The sequence below is a fragment of the Marivirga arenosa genome, assembly GCF_030503895.2.
Lineage (GTDB): Bacteria > Bacteroidota > Bacteroidia > Cytophagales > Cyclobacteriaceae > Marivirga > Marivirga arenosa.
Genome location: NZ_CP129970.2, coordinates 3,338,724 through 3,359,499, shown reverse-complemented (window position 1 = coordinate 3,359,499; position 20,776 = coordinate 3,338,724). Strand labels below are relative to the sequence as shown.

The 20,776-nt window shown below is 33.6% G+C and carries 19 protein-coding genes; 4 read left to right on the top strand and 15 right to left on the bottom strand.

The window, feature by feature from the left end; all coding sequences use genetic code 11:
* Positions 1-16 precede the first annotated feature (16 nt).
* The 8 genes from QYS48_RS14575 to QYS48_RS14540 form a co-directional block, all read right to left on the bottom strand.
* Positions 17-469, bottom strand: coding sequence for a MarR family transcriptional regulator (locus QYS48_RS14575; RefSeq protein ID WP_308356560.1), 453 nt, complete (start codon positions 467-469; stop codon positions 17-19).
* A gap of 3 nt (positions 470-472) precedes the next feature.
* On the bottom strand, positions 473-949 hold the full coding sequence (locus QYS48_RS14570) for a glutathione peroxidase (RefSeq protein WP_308356558.1): 477 nt from the start codon (positions 947-949) through the stop codon (positions 473-475).
* The gene (locus QYS48_RS14565) at positions 946-1,380 is read right to left on the bottom strand and encodes a hypothetical protein (protein ID WP_308356557.1); all 435 of its coding nucleotides are present in this window, start codon (positions 1,378-1,380) and stop codon (positions 946-948) included. The genes QYS48_RS14570 and QYS48_RS14565 overlap by 4 nt, the downstream gene beginning before the upstream one ends.
* Positions 1,381-1,487: 107 nt before the next feature.
* Positions 1,488-2,123 carry an ElyC/SanA/YdcF family protein gene (locus tag QYS48_RS14560; RefSeq protein ID WP_308356556.1) on the bottom strand — a complete coding sequence of 212 codons (636 nt, stop codon included), beginning with the start codon at positions 2,121-2,123 and terminating at the stop codon, positions 1,488-1,490.
* A 2-nt stretch (positions 2,124-2,125) separates the two neighbouring features.
* Positions 2,126-2,815 carry an RNA methyltransferase gene (locus tag QYS48_RS14555; RefSeq protein ID WP_308356555.1) on the bottom strand — a complete coding sequence of 230 codons (690 nt, stop codon included), beginning with the start codon at positions 2,813-2,815 and terminating at the stop codon, positions 2,126-2,128.
* Between the two features lie 4 nt (positions 2,816-2,819).
* Positions 2,820-5,414 carry a DNA gyrase/topoisomerase IV subunit A gene (locus QYS48_RS14550; RefSeq protein WP_308356554.1) on the bottom strand — a complete coding sequence of 865 codons (2,595 nt, stop codon included), beginning with the start codon at positions 5,412-5,414 and terminating at the stop codon, positions 2,820-2,822.
* A 56-nt stretch (positions 5,415-5,470) separates the two neighbouring features.
* The gene (locus QYS48_RS14545) at positions 5,471-7,330 is read right to left on the bottom strand and encodes a DNA topoisomerase IV subunit B (RefSeq protein WP_308356553.1); all 1,860 of its coding nucleotides are present in this window, start codon (positions 7,328-7,330) and stop codon (positions 5,471-5,473) included.
* 224 nt (positions 7,331-7,554) lie between these two features.
* Positions 7,555-8,016, bottom strand: a complete 462-nt coding sequence (locus QYS48_RS14540; RefSeq protein ID WP_308356552.1) for a hypothetical protein — start codon at positions 8,014-8,016, stop codon at positions 7,555-7,557.
* 129 nt (positions 8,017-8,145) lie between these two features.
* Here QYS48_RS14540 and QYS48_RS14535 point away from each other — a divergent pair, with 129 nt between their 5' ends.
* The 4 genes from QYS48_RS14535 to QYS48_RS14520 are packed head-to-tail and all read left to right on the top strand — an operon-like array spanning position 8,146 to position 13,512.
* On the top strand, positions 8,146-9,378 hold the full coding sequence (locus tag QYS48_RS14535; protein ID WP_308356551.1) for a sterol desaturase family protein: 1,233 nt from the start codon (positions 8,146-8,148) through the stop codon (positions 9,376-9,378).
* A 4-nt stretch (positions 9,379-9,382) separates the two neighbouring features.
* Complete coding sequence (locus tag QYS48_RS14530; protein ID WP_302124916.1) at positions 9,383-9,763, top strand: hypothetical protein; 381 nt, start codon at positions 9,383-9,385, stop codon at positions 9,761-9,763.
* Between the two features lie 36 nt (positions 9,764-9,799).
* Positions 9,800-12,118, top strand: coding sequence for a PAS domain S-box protein (locus QYS48_RS14525; protein ID WP_308356550.1), 2,319 nt, complete (start codon positions 9,800-9,802; stop codon positions 12,116-12,118).
* Positions 12,119-12,141: 23 nt separating this feature from the next.
* Positions 12,142-13,512 carry a transglutaminase domain-containing protein gene (locus tag QYS48_RS14520; protein ID WP_308356549.1) on the top strand — a complete coding sequence of 457 codons (1,371 nt, stop codon included), beginning with the start codon at positions 12,142-12,144 and terminating at the stop codon, positions 13,510-13,512.
* Between the two features lie 63 nt (positions 13,513-13,575).
* Here QYS48_RS14520 and QYS48_RS14515 read toward each other — a convergent pair whose 3' ends face one another.
* From QYS48_RS14515 to QYS48_RS14485, 7 genes are all read right to left on the bottom strand, one after another.
* The gene (locus QYS48_RS14515) at positions 13,576-13,857 is read right to left on the bottom strand and encodes a hypothetical protein (RefSeq protein ID WP_302100935.1); all 282 of its coding nucleotides are present in this window, start codon (positions 13,855-13,857) and stop codon (positions 13,576-13,578) included.
* Positions 13,858-13,930: 73 nt separating this feature from the next.
* Positions 13,931-14,698, bottom strand: coding sequence for a hypothetical protein (locus tag QYS48_RS14510; RefSeq protein ID WP_302100936.1), 768 nt, complete (start codon positions 14,696-14,698; stop codon positions 13,931-13,933).
* Positions 14,698-15,855 (bottom strand): alanine racemase, encoded by a 1,158-nt coding sequence (gene alr / locus QYS48_RS14505; RefSeq protein ID WP_302100937.1) that lies wholly within the window; start codon positions 15,853-15,855, stop codon positions 14,698-14,700. The genes QYS48_RS14510 and alr overlap by 1 nt, the downstream gene beginning before the upstream one ends.
* A complete protein-coding gene (locus tag QYS48_RS14500; RefSeq protein WP_308356548.1) occupies positions 15,849-17,843 on the bottom strand; it encodes a hypothetical protein in 1,995 nt (664 codons plus the stop codon). The genes alr and QYS48_RS14500 overlap by 7 nt, the downstream gene beginning before the upstream one ends.
* Before the next feature lie 89 nt (positions 17,844-17,932).
* Positions 17,933-19,153 (bottom strand): carboxylate--amine ligase, encoded by a 1,221-nt coding sequence (locus tag QYS48_RS14495; RefSeq protein WP_308356547.1) that lies wholly within the window; start codon positions 19,151-19,153, stop codon positions 17,933-17,935.
* Positions 19,154-19,357: 204 nt separating this feature from the next.
* Positions 19,358-19,774, bottom strand: a complete 417-nt coding sequence (locus QYS48_RS14490) for a hypothetical protein (RefSeq protein WP_302100945.1) — start codon at positions 19,772-19,774, stop codon at positions 19,358-19,360.
* Positions 19,775-20,349: 575 nt separating this feature from the next.
* Positions 20,350-20,754: a hypothetical protein gene (locus QYS48_RS14485; protein ID WP_308356546.1), complete on the bottom strand. Its 405-nt coding sequence runs from the start codon at positions 20,752-20,754 to the stop codon at positions 20,350-20,352.
* Positions 20,755-20,776 lie beyond the last annotated feature (22 nt).

The window sequence follows — 20,776 nt, the reverse complement described above, 5'->3', positions numbered from 1 at the left end:
TGAATTTGCGATGAGATTAAATCTTACCATCCAAAGTCTTAATTAGCTTATTCAATGTATCGCGAAAATTCACTATTTCATCTTCGGAAACGCTTTCATCTTGAAAAGAACCTATGATTTTCTCGGGGATTTTGACGGCTTTTTCTTTGAGCTTCTCTCCTGCTTTGGTTAAGGATACAATAACTGTCCTTTCATCTTCCTTCGAGCGAGTACGCTTAATGAATTCTTTAGCTTCTAAGCGTTTTAATAATGGGGTTAAAGTGTTGGTCTCAAGCATCAAGCGCTCCCCTATTTTATTTACGGTTTGAGCGTTATGCTGCCACAACACCAACAACACTAAATATTGCGGATAAGTGATATCCAGCTCTTTTAAATAAGGAGTATATAATTTAGTAGTTAGCCTTGAGGCAGCATAAAGTGGAAAACAAATCTGGTTCTCCAAATATAATGATGCAAATTGATCATCCATAGATTATAATAACTTCTTAATGGTAGCTTCCATTTTTTCGGGCTTAGTAGTAGGCGAAAATCTTTTAACTGGATTTCCATTTTTATCAATAACGAATTTAGTAAAATTCCATTTTATAGCGCTTCCTAATAAGCCTCCTTTTAATTTTGATTTCAAATATTTATAAATGGGATGTGCATTATTTCCATTTACCTCGATTTTTTCAAACATAGGGAAACTCACGCCATAATTAAGCTGACAGAATTCCTGTATTTGTTCAGAATCCCCTGATTCCTGATTTGCAAATTGATTACAAGGAAAACCCAAAATTACTAAGCCATCATCCTTATATTTCTTATAAAGATTTTCTAATCCTTCATACTGCGGTGTTAAGCCACATTTACTAGCAGTATTCACTACTACAACAGTCTTATTTTCATAATCCTTCATTGACTGATTTTCACCATTCAGTCTTTTGGCTTCGTAATTATAAAAGCTCATAATTTAGTATTTAGTTTTAGTTTTAGTTTTAAATAATTCCATCCTGCTGTAGACCATAAAGCCCAAATTACCAATATGGGTTGAAAAAATAATCTGATCAATCTTTTTTGATCCGTATCTAATCCAAAAGCATCTATACCATTTGTGTATTGCGAGATGTTACCAGGAAATATCAGTATATAAAATACAGCTAATGCTATTCCTACTTTTGCTTTATGTTTTGCTAAAAATATCATTAACACTCCTAAAGTAATCTCCACAACTCCTGATGATAACACCACAAAATCCATAAAAGCAGGATCTGTAGGTAGCCATCTAGGTACTTGAGCAAGAAACTCATCTCTTTGAAATGTTAAGTGACCAATTCCTGCAAACGTCATGAATGCCCCTAGTATAATTCTAAAAACATTTTGAATCGTATTTGTTTTCATAAGCGAAAATTATTTATAATTATTGCACGTTTATATCGTGTACGATACAAATATAAAAATAGTTGAAATCATTTTGCAAAATCTTTAAAATTATAAGTCAAAATAAATTATTGTTGGCTGATTTCCTGCTCCACATTATGGTACGAATTCAGGAAATAAATATCTAATAAAGCTTTAGGGCGAGCAAAAAACTCTCTAATGGTCACTTTAGCGGATGAATAAACGGGAACCTCAGCAGCTGAATATGCAATGGCATCTAGCTCATAATGTTGACTAATATACAAGGCTCTAAAAGCATGAAATTGCTGGGTAATGATGGTGACATTATTTTGATTAAATACTTCCTTACAGCGATAAACACTTTCTAGGGTTCTTAATCCAGCCGTATCGATTGAAATAACACTATCGGGAACACCTTTTTGCATTAAAGCATTCTTCATGTCATTAGGTTCATTATAATAACGTGTTCTATTATCTCCGCTTAATAATAAACCTTTAACCTTCCCACTATGATACAAATTAGCTGCGGCTTCAATTCTATTATCAAAAAAGCTGTTGGCTTCTCCTTTCATGTTGCGTTTACTAGTACCTAATACTAGGGCAATATCTCTCTGAGGAATAGTAGCTACATCATCGTAAATGAAATCTCTAGTTTTAGAAATAATAAAAACATTAGAGAGGATTGCAAATACAATTGCTGAAACAAATAATAATAAGCCTAGCTTGATAGAAAACTTAATCATGATTAATGCTGAGATTCAAATTCCTTAACGAAATAATTTTCATAATCGTCAGGTCGTGCCATGCACTTTTTATACCACCTCAAACGATAATCATCTTTTAATTGTGCATTAAATTGCCATTTTTCTACAGAAGCTCTCATTTTGCTGACCAAACTATATAAAGTTAATCCAGCAGCTACCGAAACATTATAGCTTTCTGTAAACCCATGCATAGGTAATCTGATAAAATCATCCGCTAAATCTTTTGCTTCCTCACTTATTCCATCCCTTTCATTCCCCATTACAACGGCTATAGGTTGATCTAAAGATAAGGATTCTGGTGCACTAGCTTTTTCATTGGGGCTTGTTACTACTATTCTGTAACCTTTTGATTTGAGATCATTGAATACATCGGCCGTGGGAGTTGCACTTTCAGGGTATTGATGCACATCCACCCATTTAATAGCTCCCCTACTTACGCCTCTACCTAATTTAAATGCATTTTCGTTTTCAATTACATGAAAATGTTGAATCCCTAAACATTCACCCGAACGAATAATAGCATTCGCATTATGAGGATCTCGTATGTCTTCCAGCACAACACGAATGTAATCCGTTCTATTATCCAATACATTTTCTATAAATTCCTTTCTTTCGTCAGATAAGAATTCAGAGAATTTATTAATTAGAAAATGCTTTAATTCTTTATTCATGATTTTAGAATAGACCTAACTGTTCTTTGTCCTCATCTATATTAAGATCAACTGAATCACCGCTCTTATATTCTTTCTCTTCTTTCTTACTCTCAATTAGTTTAACCTTTGTAACCTCATATTGCGACAGCTTATTTCCAATTGCTTTCCAGCCTTTCACATCAATCAACATATCGAAATCGTAAATTGCAGTCTCTTTTTCACGACCCTTTCCTTTACGGAATTCTATCTCTACTTGAGGCTCTTTATCAGTGCTAACTATCGTTAAACTAGACTTTTTATGCTCTGATATAAATACGAAAGGCTTATTAAGCGTTCTAGTTTCAATTTGGAAGCGCTTTACATAGTAATTTTTAGAAGCGCCATCATAATAAACTGAAGAGATTACTCCATTAGGATCAAATTTTTCGATCAGTTGGACTTTTTCACCATCATAGCGATTTGTCAATTCATAATTAGTCAATTCATAAGAGCCATCTTTATACACCACCAATATATTATCATCGCCATGGAAAGAACCTATAAGCTGGCCTCTTTCGTCCGTATTTAACTTTCCAACAGATTCATCATAATATACTTTCAAGCCACCAAAGCTACTTTCACCCAGTAATTTGAATTCAATTTTCTTTACCGGATATTTAGTGAGGATATTTCCTCCTGCACTTCTTCCTTTAATTTCTAGTTCAGCGAAATCGAAATCGAATACTTTAACTCTTGCTCTACACGCATTTGAAAGTTTCACATTGATAACTTCTGATTCACCATTAGGCCTTGCTTCTAAATACAATACTTTAGAACCTTTCGCTTTTTTAGTGAGGTCATATTCTCTATCTCGTGTAACGGATAAAACCTGGAATCTTTTCACCATAGTTCTACCTGTTTTTCCGTCTAAATAAGCCGCATTATACACTCTACGCTCATCATTTTTACGGAAAATATCTACATGAATAATATCCTTACCTACAAATACCTTTTCATCAATTTTCACTACTTTGTAGGTTCCATCCCTTTTAAAGGCTATAACATCATCTAAGTCTGAACAGTCCGTAACAAACTCATCTTTTTTCATTCCATACCCAATAAAGCCTTCGCTTCTATTGACGTAAAGCTTTTGGTTATTAGCTGCAACAGTATGCGCCTCAATATTATCAAAACTCTTGATTTCTGTTTTGCGCTCCCTACCTTTACCATATTTATCTAATAACCTTTGGTAATACTCAATAGCATATTCAGTTAAGTTGGCTAAGTGGTGCTCCACTTGTTCTAATTCTTCTTGAAGCTTACGCATCAATTCATCAGCCTTAAACTTATCAAATTTGGAGATTCGTTTGATTTTGATCTCTGTTAAGCGGATGATATCATCTTGAGTAATATCTCTGTAAAACTCTGGCTTAAAAGGATCTAAGCCTTTATCGATTGTTTCAAGAACAGCTTCCCATGTTTCACATTCCTCAATATCTCTGTAGATTCTATTTTCAATGAAGATTTTCTCTAATGAAGAAAACAGCAATTTCTCCATTAACTCTCCTTTCCTGATCTCTAGCTCCCGCTCCAATAGTTGAAGCGTATCTTCTACATTCTTTTTTAAGATTTCAGTTACTGGAAGGAAATGAGGTTTATCGTCTATAATGACGCAGGCATTGGGTGAAATTGAAACTTCACAATCCGTGAAAGCATACAACGCATCAATTGTAATATCAGGAGATTGATTAGCGGCTAATTGCACCTCAATTTCAACATCTTTAGCTGTATTATCGATTACCTTTTTAATCTTAATTTTACCCTTATCATTGGCTTTAATGATGGATTCAATTAGACCAGTAGTGGTAGTTCCGAATGGAATATTCTTAATTAATAAAGTTCGTTTTTCTCCTTCCTCTATTTTAGCTCTAACACGGATTTTACCCCCTCTTAATCCTTGGTTATAATCGGTAAAATCAGCCATACCACCTGTTGGGAAATCAGGATAGATTTCAACTTTCTTATTTTTAAGAACTTTTATACAGGCTTCAATTAGCTCTATAAAGTTATGTGGCAAAATCTTGGTCGATAAACCTACCGCAATACCTTCTACACCTTGCGCTAATAATAATGGGAATTTAACGGGTAAAGTAACCGGTTCTTTCTTACGTCCATCGTATGAAAGCTGCCATTCCGTTGTTTGCGGATTGAAAACTACATCTAAAGCAAATTTAGATAAACGAGCCTCAATATAACGAGGTGCTGCCGAGCTATCTCCAGTACGAATATCACCCCAGTTCCCTTGGGTTTCAATCAAGATATCCTTCTGCCCCATGTTCACAATGGCATCTCCAATGGAAGCATCACCATGTGGGTGATACTGCATGGTCTGTCCAATAATGTTCGCTACTTTATTGAACCTTCCATCATCCATCTCCTTCATGGCATGCATGATACGCCTCTGAACTGGCTTAAAGCCATCTTCATTAGCTGGAACTGCACGCTCCAAAATCACATAAGATGCATAATCCAGAAACCAGTTTTCATACATTCCTGAAACCGGAATCACATCATGAAGCTTATCTTTATCTTCTCCGTTTTGATTGTTTAGCTCGTTATTTTCGTTATTCTCTTCCATTTGATTGAACCAAAAACGATATTACTTTAATTTTTTTTAAATCTTTAATCTTAGAATTAAGCGTCTGCCAATTCCTCTTCTAAGTCTTTCTCTACTCTTAATTTATCAATGATAAACTGCTGACGCTCCATGGTATTAGTACCCATATAGAAAGTTAGAAGGTCTTTGATTTTGGTTTGGTTGTTTAAAATGATCGGATCAAGCTTGATGTTATCACCAATAAATTCTCCAAATTCCTCAGGAGAAATCTCTCCAAGTCCTTTAAATCGAGTGATCTCTGCAGATTTACCTATCTTTTCAATTGCTTTTCTTCTTTCTTCATCCGAATAGCAATAAATCGTTTCTTTTTTATTTCTAACCCTGAATAATGGAGTATCTAAAATATATAAATGACCTTCTCTTACTAAGTCTGGAAAGAATTGAAGAAAGAAAGTCATCAGCAGCAAACGAATATGCATACCGTCTACATCGGCATCAGTTGCAATAATTACTTTCCTGTAACGTAATCCTTCTAATCCTTCTTCAATATTCAAAGCATGTTGTAGAAGGTTAAATTCTTCATTCTCATACACCAATTTCTTGGTTTTGCCATAGCAATTTAAAGGCTTACCTCTCAAACTAAACACGGCCTGAGTTTGCACATCACGTGACTTAGTTATAGAACCTGAAGCAGAGTCACCCTCTGTAATGAAAATCATGGTATCATCCTTCTTATCATGCTTATCATTATCATAATGCACTCTACAATCCCTTAATTTTTTGTTATGCAGATTAGCCTTTTTCGCTCTTTCATTGGCAAGTTTCTTAATGCCTGCCATGTCCTTACGTTCCCTTTCAGATTGCATGATACGCTTTTGAAGGGCTTCAGCAGTTTGAGGATTTTTATGAAGGAAATCGTCTAATGCTTTCTTTACAAAATCATTGATGAAAGTACGCATAGTTGGACCATCAGGTGCTACATTTTGCGAACCTAACTTTGTTTTAGTTTGAGATTCAAACACAGGCTCTTGAACACGAACTGCAATTGCACCTACAATCGCTTGTCTGATGTCGGAAGGATCATAATTTTTACCATAAAAATCACGAATTGTTCTTACAATCGCTTCTTTGAAAGCCACTAAATGTGTTCCACCTTGCGTAGTATTTTGACCATTAACAAATGAATAATACTCTTCACCGTATTGATTGGCATGGGTCATCGCCATTTCAATATCATCTCCTCTTAAATGAATAATTGGATAACGATTGGTTTCATCATCTGTCTTTCTATCCAATAAATCCTTTAGTCCATTAGCAGAGTGGAATTTTTCACCATTGAAATTAATCGTTAAGCCTGCATTAAGGAATGCATAATTCCACATTTGCTCTTCAAGGAAACCTGGAATAAAATGATAATTCTTAAAAACCGTATCATCTGGCTCAAATGCGATTAAAGTACCATTTCTTTTATTGGATGAATCTACGTCAGCATCATTTTTAATGATCCCTTTCTCAAACTCTGCAACTTTAGTTTGCCCTTCTCTGAATGCCTGAACTTTAAAATAATTAGACAAAGCGTTCACTGCTTTAGTACCTACGCCATTAAGTCCTACAGATTTCTGAAAGGCTCCACTGTCGTATTTACCTCCAGTATTTATTTTAGATACACAATCCACAACTTTACCTAGAGGAATACCTCTACCATAATCACGAACCTCTACTCTTTGATCCGTAATTTTAACTTCAATGGTTTTCCCATATCCCATCATGTGTTCATCAATGGAATTATCAATCACCTCTTTGACCAGAACATAAATACCGTCATCAGGAGATGAACCATCTCCCAATTTTCCTATATACATCCCTGGGCGCATTCTAATATGTTCGCGCCAATCAAGTGATTTTATACTATCCTCATCATATTGTATATCTGCCATCGCAATTATCGGATTGAAAGTTAAAGCTTACTCAAATTTTAAAATTACAAAGCTTTTTTAAATTGTAAAGCTTTTTCCAAGATGCCAAAAGGCAAAAGCTGTATGATTAATTACCAATATAGATAAAGTCATACATCAAGAACCTCAAAGAAAAGATTTGAATATGAGTAGATTAAAGCTAATGAATTATCAGCTTACTACTGTTGAAAAATATTAGAAAAAATTTATTTATTTCTTCTGATTATGAAGGGTAACCATAAAACCCAGAAGAAAACTAAAAACATACTAAAAATCACTAAAGGAAGGTAGCCACTTTGGGTTAAGCCTTCTTCATTATTGACGAATATGAATACTGTAAGTATGCTAGCAAAAAACAAATTAAAAGTACCCGCTAAGCTTCTTGCCCATGAGGCTAGAGTATTTCTAGTCCTTTCGTTTTTAAAATAATATTGAGAACCTACCGCCTGACTTTTAATTAAAAATGCTAATGCAACACAGATAAGTACAATTATTAGAGGTATTATTAGTCCTGAATAGAAAAGTGTATTATTACTGAACTGAATTTGATTATCTAACAGCTTGATATTCACGTATGATAGTTCCGCAAAATAGGCATATGTGTAAAATAAAACGGCAGTATAGCCAATACTAGTTACAATTAAAAAAGCTCTTGAAATCCTCTCCATAATTTTAATTTATAAGGCAAAATTAATCGGATTCATGAGTATTTCAGCATTTTTTCAAGGAAGTTTTTATTCAAAATGTTATATTTCGAAATAAAGATGACTTATAGAATATCATTTAACTAGGATCAAATGGATTTTAACCCAATTATATTATCAATTCCTATCTATTTTGCTTTAATAGGGATTGAATTACTCATTCAAGCTATAAAAAGATATAGAATATACAGATTGAATGATGCCATTACAAATATCAGTTGTGGAATTACTCAGCAAGTATCTGGTATTTTTTTCAAGGTGTTGAGCGTGGCTGCTTACCAGTGGGTTTATGAAAACTTCTCATTGTTTGAAATTGCCCCTACCTGGTATAACTTAATCTTATTATTCATTTTAGTCGATTTCTTTTATTATTGGGCTCACAGAAAAAGTCATGAAATCAATCTGTTTTGGGGTGGTCATGTAGTGCATCATCAAAGCGAAGATTATAATTTCTCAGTGGCTTTACGACAAGGATCATTTCAAATCGTATGGACTTTCTTTTTCTACTTCCCATTAGCAATATTAGGATTTGACACAATCAATTTTGTTTTAATGTCAGGCTTGGTAACCGTTTACCAATTCTGGATTCATACTGAAACCATTGGTAAATTAGGCCCTGTAGAATGGATTTTCAATACGCCTTCCCACCATAGAGTACACCATGGGCGAAACCCAAAATATATTGATAAAAATCATGCTGGCGTATTTATTATTTGGGATAAAATGTTTGGTACTTTCCAGGAAGAAGAAGAAAGACCCACTTACGGTATTACAAAACAAACTGCAAGCTGGAATCCTGTTTGGGTAAACTTGCAGCATTATATTGAAATGGCAAAAGGCTTAAAACAAATAAAAGGTTTTAAAAACAAGATGAAGTATGTCTTTTATCCACCGGGTTGGTTACCAAAAGAGATGGGTGGACAGCTACCTATTCCAGAGGTAGATCCTGAACACGATAGGAAATATGATAAAAAAACTTCTGCTTCCTTTAGTTTATATGTATTACTACAATATATCATTGTACTTGGTGGGACTGCGGCCTTCCTTTTTACAGCTAATACATTTGATTTATGGGAACAAATTATCGCTGTATCCTTAATTATATTAGGCGTAACGGGAGCTGGTGTCATATTGGAAGAAAAGAAATATTCATTTGCCTTAGAAGTGATAAGAGTATTGATAACACCAGTTGTTGTGGTATTCGTTTTATTACCTTCCGTTAGCCCACTTATCCAATACTTAATTATGGGATATGGACTAATTTCATTTGCAGCACTAATTTTTATTAAAAAATCAAATCAAACCATAAAACAAGCTACAACTTAAATCAATGAAAATATTATCTAAACTGTTTTTAGGATTATTTATCATGTCAATTTTATCTTGTGAATCGCTGCCACAACTTGAAGGCATTGATTTGGATGCTTGGAAGCAAGATCAAGACGGATGCAATGAGAACAGAATAAAACAAATTGACTTACTATTAAGCCAGAAAGATAAATTAAAGGGATTGTCACAAAATGAAATGATTGAGCTATTAGGTGTAGCCGATAAGCATCAACTTTACGAGCGTAGTCAAAAATTCTTTATTTATTATTTAGAACCCAATGAAAATTGCTCTAACTACTCAGAGGGTTACCTAAAAGCTTTATATATACGTTTTAATTCACTTGATCAAGCAGTGGATTTTAACATTCAAAAAGTGAAATAATTTCAATCAATTTATCAGGATTCAGTTTTATACAACATGGCCAACTTAAAAAAGAAATTTTACGACTGGAAAATAAGAAATCTAGCCTATTCAATTGGTATTGGTACATTTTTATTAATAGTCGCGATCTATTTAGTATTCACTCAGACTGGCATAGATCAGCAGAGCTTATTAAGGACTAAAACTCTACGGAATTTAGACAATATAAGCATCGGTATTTCTCCACAATATATTCAAGAGAATCAAGAAGCTATCAATACCACAGTTAAAAGGGTTGAAAGAATCCTATTTGCTTATACTAGTGGTGGTGAATTAGGAGAGGAAAAGCTTGATGTAGAAATCAACGATCGATTAAAAAATGAGGTGCAAGAGTTGATTAAATATTGGGCTCCCCTTAAAGAAGATTTATATGCTATTCAAGATGGAACCGCAACCATTGAATCAAGTAAAGAAAGTTTAGAGAAAAAATATACTGCTTTCATAAAAAAACATATAGATGTTAAAGAATTAATAGATGAAATCAACCTTGCAGAAGAGGAAAGTGAGACATTTAATGTAATCTTACTTTTCATATACATCTTCCTACTTGCAGGTTTTCTTTACTGGGTTTTAAAATACTTAATACTAGGCCCTATTTACGAAATTTCCCTTTCGGCAAGAGAGCTGGCTAAAGGAAACTTAAGTGAAAAAATCAATTACCAAAGCAGAAACGAATTGGGATATATTGCTCAAAACATCAACTCAATGGCGGATGTTTTACAAAATGCTACTGAATTCACAACGAAAATTGGTGAGGGTAATTTAGATGCTGAATACAAAGGGCTTAAGGATGATCACGATAACTCTTTGGCTACTTCCCTACTACAAATGAGGTCTAAAATGCAAGAATCTGCTAAGGCGGACAAAGAGCGTAGTTGGGTAAATGAAGGCTTAGCAAAATTTGCTGATATTCTTCGAAATAATAATGACAATATCCAGGAATTGTCTTACCAGATTATTTCTAATCTTGTAAAGTTCATGGAGGTGAATCAAGGAGCACTTTTTGTTCTGACAGAACCTCAGGATGAAAACGAAAAACCTAAAATCAATCTTGAATCCGCTTATGCTTACGAAAGAAGGAAAAGAATTAAAAAGGAAATTGCAATAGGTGAAGGATTAGTCGGCCAATCAGTCCAAGAAGGTGATAAGATTTATCTAACCGAAGTACCCAAGGATTATATAGAAATTAAATCGGGTTTAGGGGAAACCTTGCCAAGATGTGTATTAATTGTACCCTTAAAAATCAATGAAGAAATAAAAGGAGTAGTTGAAATAGCGTCAATTCAACCTATTCCTCAATACAGAATAGACTTTGTAGAGAAGCTAGGAGAAAACATTGCCTCAACATTAGCGAATGCAAGAACCAATGAAAGGACTAAAAAGCTTTTAATTGAATCTCAGGAAATGACAGAGCAGATGCGTTCTCAAGAAGAGGAAATGCGTCAAAATATGGAAGAAATGGAAGCCACTCAAGAAGAAATGGGTAGAGCTCAGTCCGAAATGGCAGCGAAAGAAACAAATCTTAATGCTTTGATCAATAATACTTCTGATTCTATCATTTTAATTGATACACAATATAAAATTTTATTGATGAATGACGTAATCAAAAATAGATACAAAGGAACTCAATATGAAAAGATGAAGGAAGGGAGTAACGCCCTAGACATGTTGGGAGAAGTTCGTGAGGAATGGAAATCATATTATGATAGAGTATTTAACGGGGTAGATTTATCGTTTACAATCAAGAGTAGTGTTAAAGGAGAGGATTCATATCGCCATTATGATATTCATCCTATCAAACAAAAAGATGGTTCAATAACTGGTGCTTCTGTATTCTCACGGGATATTACGAAAGAGAAAGAGCTAGAAATTCAAAGGGAAGAAAATGCTAAAAAATTAGCTCAAAGAGAGTATGTATTAGATGGTATGATCAATAATACAGATGACACCTATTTTGCTATCAACACTAATTATGAAATATTGGTGGTGAATGATGTATTGAAAAATAGGTTTAATGATTCTGGAATTGAATTAAAGCCAGGATTAAGCATTTTAAGTATTTTACCGAAAGATCAGTTAGAAAAATGGAAAGCAAGATATGATAAAGCTTTAGAAGGTGAGAAATTAAGAATTGAAGAAATAAGAGAACTTTCCTCTGGAAATTTAACTATTGAAACAAGATGCGAGCCTATTTATAATGATAACAAAGAAGTGATTGGAGTTTCTACTGTTTCCAGAGATATCACAGAATTGAAAAAAGCGCAGGAAGAAAAAGCAAAACTTGAAAAGGAATTAGAGAAAATAAAAGGAAAGTAATAATTCATCCTTAAAGAACTAATATGATTAAAATTAAACACTTAGTATTTGTCATTTCAGCATTGATATTAGCCTGTCAATCTTCTGAAAAGAATTCAAGTGAAGTATCAAAAACTGAAAATAAAGTAGTCACTAAAGTTGATATAGCAGATATTGAAAAGGGTATTAAGGCCTATATTAAAAATAAAACTAAGGAGGCAGACGGTTATTTTCATGTGAAAGATGAAAACAAGGAACTGCGATTAAAACTAGTAAGAGTCCATACTGAGTACCTTTCTAATTTAGGTCCAAATAGACATTTTGCTTGTGTTGATTTAGCCGATGAAAATGGAGATGTTTATGATGTTGATTTCTTTATGGAAGGTAAACCAGGCGCAATGGATGTGACGGAAACAACAGTTCACAAATTGAATGGTAAGCCATTCTACAGCTGGAAGCAAAAAGAGGATAAAACATGGCATAGAGTACCTATTGAATCCGCCTCAAATGAACTATTAGGAGTAATAGAAGGGGAAGATGAGTTTGAATTCTATTATGAGACTACTCTTCCTAAAATTGAAAATTCAGCCAAGGTATGGATTCCTATTGCGCAATCTGACAAATTTCAAGATATAGAAATTAAAAGCATGCAAATATATGGTGAAGATCAGATATTGGAAGAGGAAAAATATGGAAATAAAGTTCTGTTTCTTAAACTAGATAAAGTGGATAGTGAAAAGAAAGTAAGAATAAGTTACCACGTGAAGAGAAAAGAAAAAAGTGCTTATGAGGAAAAAGGTACAGATATAAACCAATATCTAAATGAAAACATATTGATGCCAGTAGGAACAGCAAGATTTAAGGAAATTGTAAATGAAGCTACAGCTGGAATGGAAAATGATAATCAATTGATTCAAGCAAGGGCTATCTATGATTATATTATTGATAATATGCGCTATGCTAAAAATATTAAATATGGAACCGGAGATGCTGTTTATGCTTGTGACTCAAAAACTGGTAACTGCACTGAATTTCATTCACTTTTTATTTCTTTGGCTCGAACAGCAAATATTCCCGCTCGATTTGCAATCGGAGCTGGCATTCCATCTGATAGAAATGAAGGTGGAATAAATGGGTACCATTGCTGGGCTGAATTTTATGCTGAAGGAAAATGGTGGCCAGTAGATATTAGTGAAGGAAATAAATACACCGCCTTAGCTACCTATTATTTCGGTAGACATCCAGCAAATAGAATTGAATTTACAAAAGGAAGAGATTTAATTTTTGAACCATCTCCAAAGTCTAGTCCTGTTAAATTTATGGCATATCCTATATTTGAAGTTGATGGGGAAAGTATAGTAAGCAATGCAAAGTTTAGCTTCCAGCGAATTACAGATAATTCAGAAAAACTTTGAATGTAGGGACATAAAAAAAGCTCGAATCATAATTCGAGCTTTTCTATTTTAACCTTTTAAAAATTATTTTCCAGGGTGCTCACCGCCTCCTGATGGATGTTCTTCCTCTTCACCCTCGCTTGGATGTTCACTCTTAGCTGAATCTTCTTCCATCATTTCTTCTTCTACAACTTCCTCTACTTCTTCAACAGCTTCTTCTGTTTCCTCCATTAGTTCTTCAGTAGCTGCATCGTCAGATGCTTCTTCTTTTTTCTCACCACCACATGAGATTAATGTAGCAGATAAAAAGAAAATAGCAGCAAGAGCTGTTAAGCTTAGGGATTTAAATGTTTCTTTAGTTTTCATATTAAATAGTTGGTTTTAATTTAAAGCAAGTTAATAATTATTGCGTTTAAAGCAACTGAATACATATTTAAACTCAATGATTCGTTGAATCGTCAACTAAAATCTTATTTAATTCCATTAATTCTTTAACCTGCATTCTATTCCAATATTTAATTCGATTAATTTCATCTATTTGTGTTTCCAGAATTTTATTAATCATTAATAAGTCATCTTGAATCAATTGATGAAATTGATCCATATCAAGGTTTCGTTGATTTATTTCTTCCGAAAGCAAATTCTGCACTTCGATTTGCTTGCTTAATTTATTCTCAATCAATTCAAGTTGATTTGTCCGTATTTGAGTATCTCGATAAGACTGATAACCTATGGCAGCTAAAAACAGAAAAAGTAATGCTAAAATAATGTTCGGAATTAATCTATTCGTAGATACTGCTTTTTTAATCTGCTCTTCATCATATTCAACTGGAGATATCACATACTTCTTTGTAGCAAATTGAAAAATCTGTAAAAGTAAGTCACCGTCAGCAATAGTTTGCTGCTGATAATCCTTATAATTTAAATTGCCGATATCTTGTGCATTATCTTCTAAAGGAGTATAGGGTATGGAATAACAAATCCTTTCGTCTTCCAATTTCTTGATAAAAACTATGAGCTGAAAATATTCAGAAAGTGATTTTTGCATGTTATCACCCAATTTAATGTAGGCAGTCTGCAAATAAGTAGAAATATTCAAACAGCTTTTAGTAATGAAAAAAGGTGCGATATCAGAAAGATATAGGACATCTCCTGCCCTTTTCCCTAATTCATTAATAACGCTATTTTCATAATCCGTAAACCTCATTATTTAACGATGGTTCTTGGTATTGCAGCAGGTAACCTACTTAACATTTCATTATTGAGTAATTGAGTACTATTGGTAAAGCTACTTACATTAATCACATTATTTTTTTGTCTGCCGATTAAAACTACCTCATCCCCTACATTAGCATCAGGAATATGGGTGATATCAACCATAAAAAGATTCATATTAATTAAACCTACAATGGGTGCCTTTTTCCCACTAATTAAAACATATCCTCTATTAGATAACGCTCTCGGATACCCATTTGAATACCCTAAAGGAATAACTGCAATATTCATTTTATGGCTAGCTTGGAAGGCAGTACCGTATCCTATAAAATCTCCTTCAGGTACTTCACGGATATCCATTATGTCTGTTTTCCACGAAAATATGCGTTTCAAGGAAGCATCTGACTTTTTACCATTCTCATTCAAATATTGATAATAGATTTCTGGGCTTGGCCAAAAACCATATTGAGCAACTCCTACTCTTATCAGATCATAAACTGTATCAGGCATTGCTAAAGCCGCTGCTGAACATGCAATATGTCTAATATTAGGTTCAGTCTTTTTGTCTTTACATATCTTTAAAAATTCTTTATAACGTTTCTTTTGTTTATCGATTTTAAATTGATTGCTTTGGCTTTCTGCTCCCCCTAAGTGTGTACAAAGACCTTGAAAAAATAAATGATCTTCATTTTTCTTCAGAAACGATAGTGCTTTGGGGAATTCATTTTTGTGCATTCCCGTTCTGTTCGATCCGGTCTCAACTTCAATGTGCACCTTAGCTTTCTTTCCCACTTTTTTGGCTGCTTCTAAAGCTCTAGGCAGCCTTTCAAAATTATAAACAAAAAATTCTATATCATGCTCTATAGCCCAAGAAAGATCTTCTTCATAGATAATACCCATTATCATAATGGTACTTTTACCATCTGTTGCTTCTAATACTTCCTCTGCCTCAAAAGATGAAGCAACTGAAAAATGTCGAACCCCACATTTTTCAGCCATTTTAACAAATTGATGAATACCATGTCCATAGGCATTAGCTTTCACTACCGATGAAAATATAACATCATTACCTACTATCTTTTTAATGAAATTAATATTGGCTTTTAAAGACGATTGTTTTAATTCTATTCTTGAAGAGTGTTTTACCATTGTTTTGGAGTTTCTAGCCAAGTATATGATTTTCCCCAGCTTTCTTTAGCTAATCTTTTTACTTTTAAAACTTCATTTTCGGGTACATTACCCACTTTAGCCCCTACTTCTAAAGTGTTATAATGAAAAGCATAAGTTCGTGCAGCAAACTCATGAATAGGAAGTGAAGATTCACCATGTTCCTCTCCATTTCCATATACGGAAGGCCTAATATTCTGCCCCCAGTTTTGACGGCCTTCATTATTTGGATTTAAAAAATAAGCTCTCATTTCTCCTTCAGGATCTTCATCCACCCTTAGTAGGGATACAGCATGAAAACCTAACATTTCTCCTTTAGATGATGTTATGAAGATTCCCACCGGATTTGGATATATTAGTTTATGCCCTCCATTGTATTCGGGATGACACATGGCATAAAATACCTTTGTAAAACCATTAAAATCTAATATTGAATTACTTAGGTAATCATATGCTGATGCAAAACCAATTTGGATCCATTGACCATATAAAGCTGGATTTACCCATTTATGAGGGTCTTCTCCTCTACCTGATGCTCTTACCATCATTTCATTATAGATTCTGTCTAGCATAGGTACAATGGTTACTGAAACAGCATCCAAATTATGATCCAATTTTTGCACTAAGCCTTGAGCTGTGGTAGAAGCTTTTATCTCTTTATCTTCAAAGCGAAAGCTTAAATCATTATGAGTAGCTGCAATTTGAATCATATTGATCAACTTGGCTGGTGAGTGCTGGCTCCACATACTAATTCCTCTAGCACTTTGGCAAGTTGGGTTATTTCCCTGCCCCACACCCAATGGCTGTCCTAAAATTCTAAATAATGCTCCAATTAAATATTGCCTTGCTGAAACATCATGATGCGGATTATTGGTTGATTTTAAAATTCTTTCTTCTACTTTAGGATGAATTTTGATGGTCCGCATATTATCTATACTAGAGCGTACTGCCTGTCTTGAAAAAATTCCTTTTTCTAACATTTTTGCCAATCCATAAATACATTGTGCATTGTATCGGTGAATTATTTCAAGGATAAGTGTTGAAATAAAATCTTGATATTCATTCCATTTTACTTCTCCTGTGGGATTGAGACCCAGGCAAACGGGCACTATAGAAAAATGCTCATTATTGATAAGATGTAATAATAAAACTGCATGATATTGGCTCACTAAGCCATACAATAACATAGCATTACTCATATCCTGTGATTCAGAATATAATTCTGAATTTGACATTTCGCTTAATGAATTTTCATATTCATCTGCAGTCTTGTTTTCAGTGTTTTTAGTAGGTCTATAGATACATCTCTGAAATTGCAAAAGCTTCTGGTCTTCCTTTCTATTAGGATTGAGCTCAATTTTTTCTTTCACTAAGGCAATAATTCGCCTTTGATTTTCAGTAACCACTGGTCTTTGTTCGCATATTAAAGTGAGTTCTTCCGTTAATTTCTCTTTGATACTATCCAGATTAGTTTTGGAAGAAAGGAATACGAAGAGTTCATGGACTTTGGTAAGTTCTACTTCATCCATATTCAACCTTGTTTCTTCTTTTGGTTCTTTAAAAACGAACTCCAGATTGCCTACAAAAACCTCTTGAATATAATTTTCTGCCTCATCGGTTTTAACTGATTTGTGATCATATTTACCTTCCGCAATAGCCAACATTCTAAGTTCACTTAATATTTCAATAGTGGAATTAGGATGGCCGCTTTTCAAGGTTCCGTTTACTAAAGTGGGGACCAATTTTGAAGGATCTTCCCAGCTGCTTTTAGCAAATATTCCAGCTTTTGAAAGATCGGTAATATTATCATACAGAAAAGAAATGCCATTCTGATCAGCCGCAAGTAAATCTACTTGTGACATAAGCTTTTGCGCTTTATCCGCTTTGGTTAAAGAAGTAGCAGAAATAAGCTCCTTAAAAAGCTCGTTGAACCTCTGATGGCTTTGTTCAATACTTAAAGTATTTGACATGTATTCGTTTATTTTTAAATAAAAAGAAAGGTGAAATAACACCTTTCTTTAATAACGGATGAATCTTTAATAGTTTAACCCTAACCGAATTAATGATAAAAATCTACATCTTCATAATGTAATAATAGTTCGGTCATTCTATCAGGATCTTCACCTTTGAAATTTACTGTACCAAAATGATTCCCAAAACCATTTCGATCGTTTATTTTTTGAGTTGTCATTGGAGGAACTAAATTATGATCTAAGAAATACGGTTCCTCTTTCAATTCTTCCGGTATTTCCAATTTCGAAATTTGATTTTTATGAGGATAAATCATCACATTTCCATAGAAATTTTTCGGCCTTGCATCTGGTGCAGGTAAAATCTCATGTAGCTCTTCCTCGGATAAATTAGGATCATGACATAACACAAAAGCTGCTAATGCATCAAAGTCATAAGCTTTTCCTGCTAATTCTAATATATGGCCTCCAGGGATTCTACAAGCTACCTCTCCAAAACTAAGGGTATCATCTTCAGTCAAGAACCATTCAGGGTGAATCATGCCGTATTCAATTCCGAAAATATCTACCAATTTTTGCATTTCCTGCATGATTCGATCACGCTTTGTATGCAGATAATTTCCTTCAGGAATAAAATTTGAATACCCTAATTTCACGTATTCAGTAATATTTAGAAATCTAATTTTACCCTTATGGACAAAAGCCTCACATGAAAACTCTCTGCCGGGCAAATGTGATTCTGCAAGGCATGGGAAATCATCGTCCTCACATTTATCTTCAATATCCTGCATGCTCCTTAACAAACGGTGCCCAACAGTACCAGCAGAAGCAAAAGGTTTAATATGAACCCAGCTATCTTCCTCTCCATCGATTTGAAGGTTAGCCTGATTCAACCTTTTCATAAAGTCTTTTACCCCTTCTTTATTATAAACCTCTTCAAATAAGCCTACCCTAAGTCCGCCAATTAACGCCTTACGTTTCATCATAGCCTTATTTCTGAATAGAAAAGCTCTATTTAATACTCTTGGATCCTCTCTAAAAATAGAATTTAAAGCACCTGCCCATTCAACTGTCTCTTCAAAAAGAGGAACAGCAACATCTACATCATAGGGTTTTAATTTTTCTAATAAATCTAAGGAGTTTGAGGTATCACTCCACTCATCTAATTGATAAGGGACGAAGGGTATATTATTTTCTTTGGCATAATCTTCAAAATCTGGAAATGATACCACTACATAAGGTTTATTGAGTTTTTGCATACTCTCGATTACGGGTAAACTCCAACCCATTAGTGCAAAACATTTAGCCATTTTCTTCTTATTTTAGTTTGATTTTTCTTTCCCTTATGTTAACAAAATAGCGAAGAAAAACAAGCTGTATTGCACTTTATTCAGGATTAATAAGAATCCTACAAGATTATAACGTTATATGTCAAATTTTAAATTTTTGCAAAAAAAATCTGAGTTGACTATAGTCAACTCAGATTAATTAAATAATTTAATTTAATCTTGATCTTATGGACAAATTACAAAACTGCGTCCGGGCCCACCAAAGTAATTACCATTGTATTTTATTGATAATTTCAACATATTGTCTTTGTAGCCGTTAACAATTCCTCTATAGTATTCAGATTTTGCACTGTTCCTGTTATTACAATAATTTCTCTCTGAATTTAGAATGTATCCTTGCCAGAAGTTGACAAACCCTGATTCATTAGGACAAACCCAACAAGTTTCATAGCTAATTTGACTACCAGTCCCATTCCAGTCACTATCAAATTCGGAGACACAATTCCTCTGTTCAAAGAACAAATCATAAGTTTCCTGTGCGTCAGTTTCTCCAAAACTATATCCGTCAGAATAGGAGAGAATTTGGGAATGGACTAATTGTGTAGAAAAGCAAATAAATACCAGTAATAATGTTTTTTTCATCTTTGTAAAATTTTGGTTTTTGTAAACATAAATGTTATTCGCCCTTGATACAAATCTTTTTTAACTTTTTAATTATATTTTATTTTTACTGGCCATCAGAGTCAACATTCACAGTTTTATCTTTAATTAATTTTAATAATATTTCTAATAGATTATTATTAAAATTAAATTTCCTTTCAAATTTTAAATAAAGGTAGACATTGAATCTAAACCTGTCTTTAGAAGATTCTTAAATCTTACTATATTATGGGTTATATTGATAGGAAAAATTGATATCTTTCAATCAATTATTTTTTTAATTGATGAATGATATATTGAATAAAAGTTTAGATATAATCGCTATAGGGTATGCATGGAAATATCTCTCAATTCAACAACCGTAGTTTGATTAACCATCAAACATTATGGCTTAATTAAGCAAAAATAAATAAAGTGAGAGTTTATCTGACGTGATATTATTTTATATAATTTAATTCCGAAAATATATAGTTATTTTTTTGGAATAACATAAATAAATTTTGCTTCAGCTACTCTAAATCTGCAGCTGAAGCAAAAAGATTTACTAAGGATAAAACTTAATTACAGCTGATTAGCCCTGCACCTCCTCCATAATAGTTTGTTCCATATTGCATTGACATTAACGTCATTTTAGTCTTATATCCATCAACTACACCTTTGGCATATTGTTCTGAGCTTGTTCCTCTTTGACTACAGTAGTTATTTTCTACATTTGCAATGTAACCTTGCCAAAAATTAACAAAGCCTTGCTCATTATAAGTATACCAACAATTCCTATTATTTATAGGACTACCAAGTGGACCAGGATCGCCTGAGGAGGTACAAGTACTTCTTTGTTCATAAAATAAATAAAATGTTTCTTCAGCGTCACCTTCTCCTAGGATATAACCTTGACTATAACTTTGTGCTTGAGTAAAAGCAGAACTGGAAAGAATAAATACAAATAATAATAACTTTTTCATAAAATAAGGATTTGATTGAGTG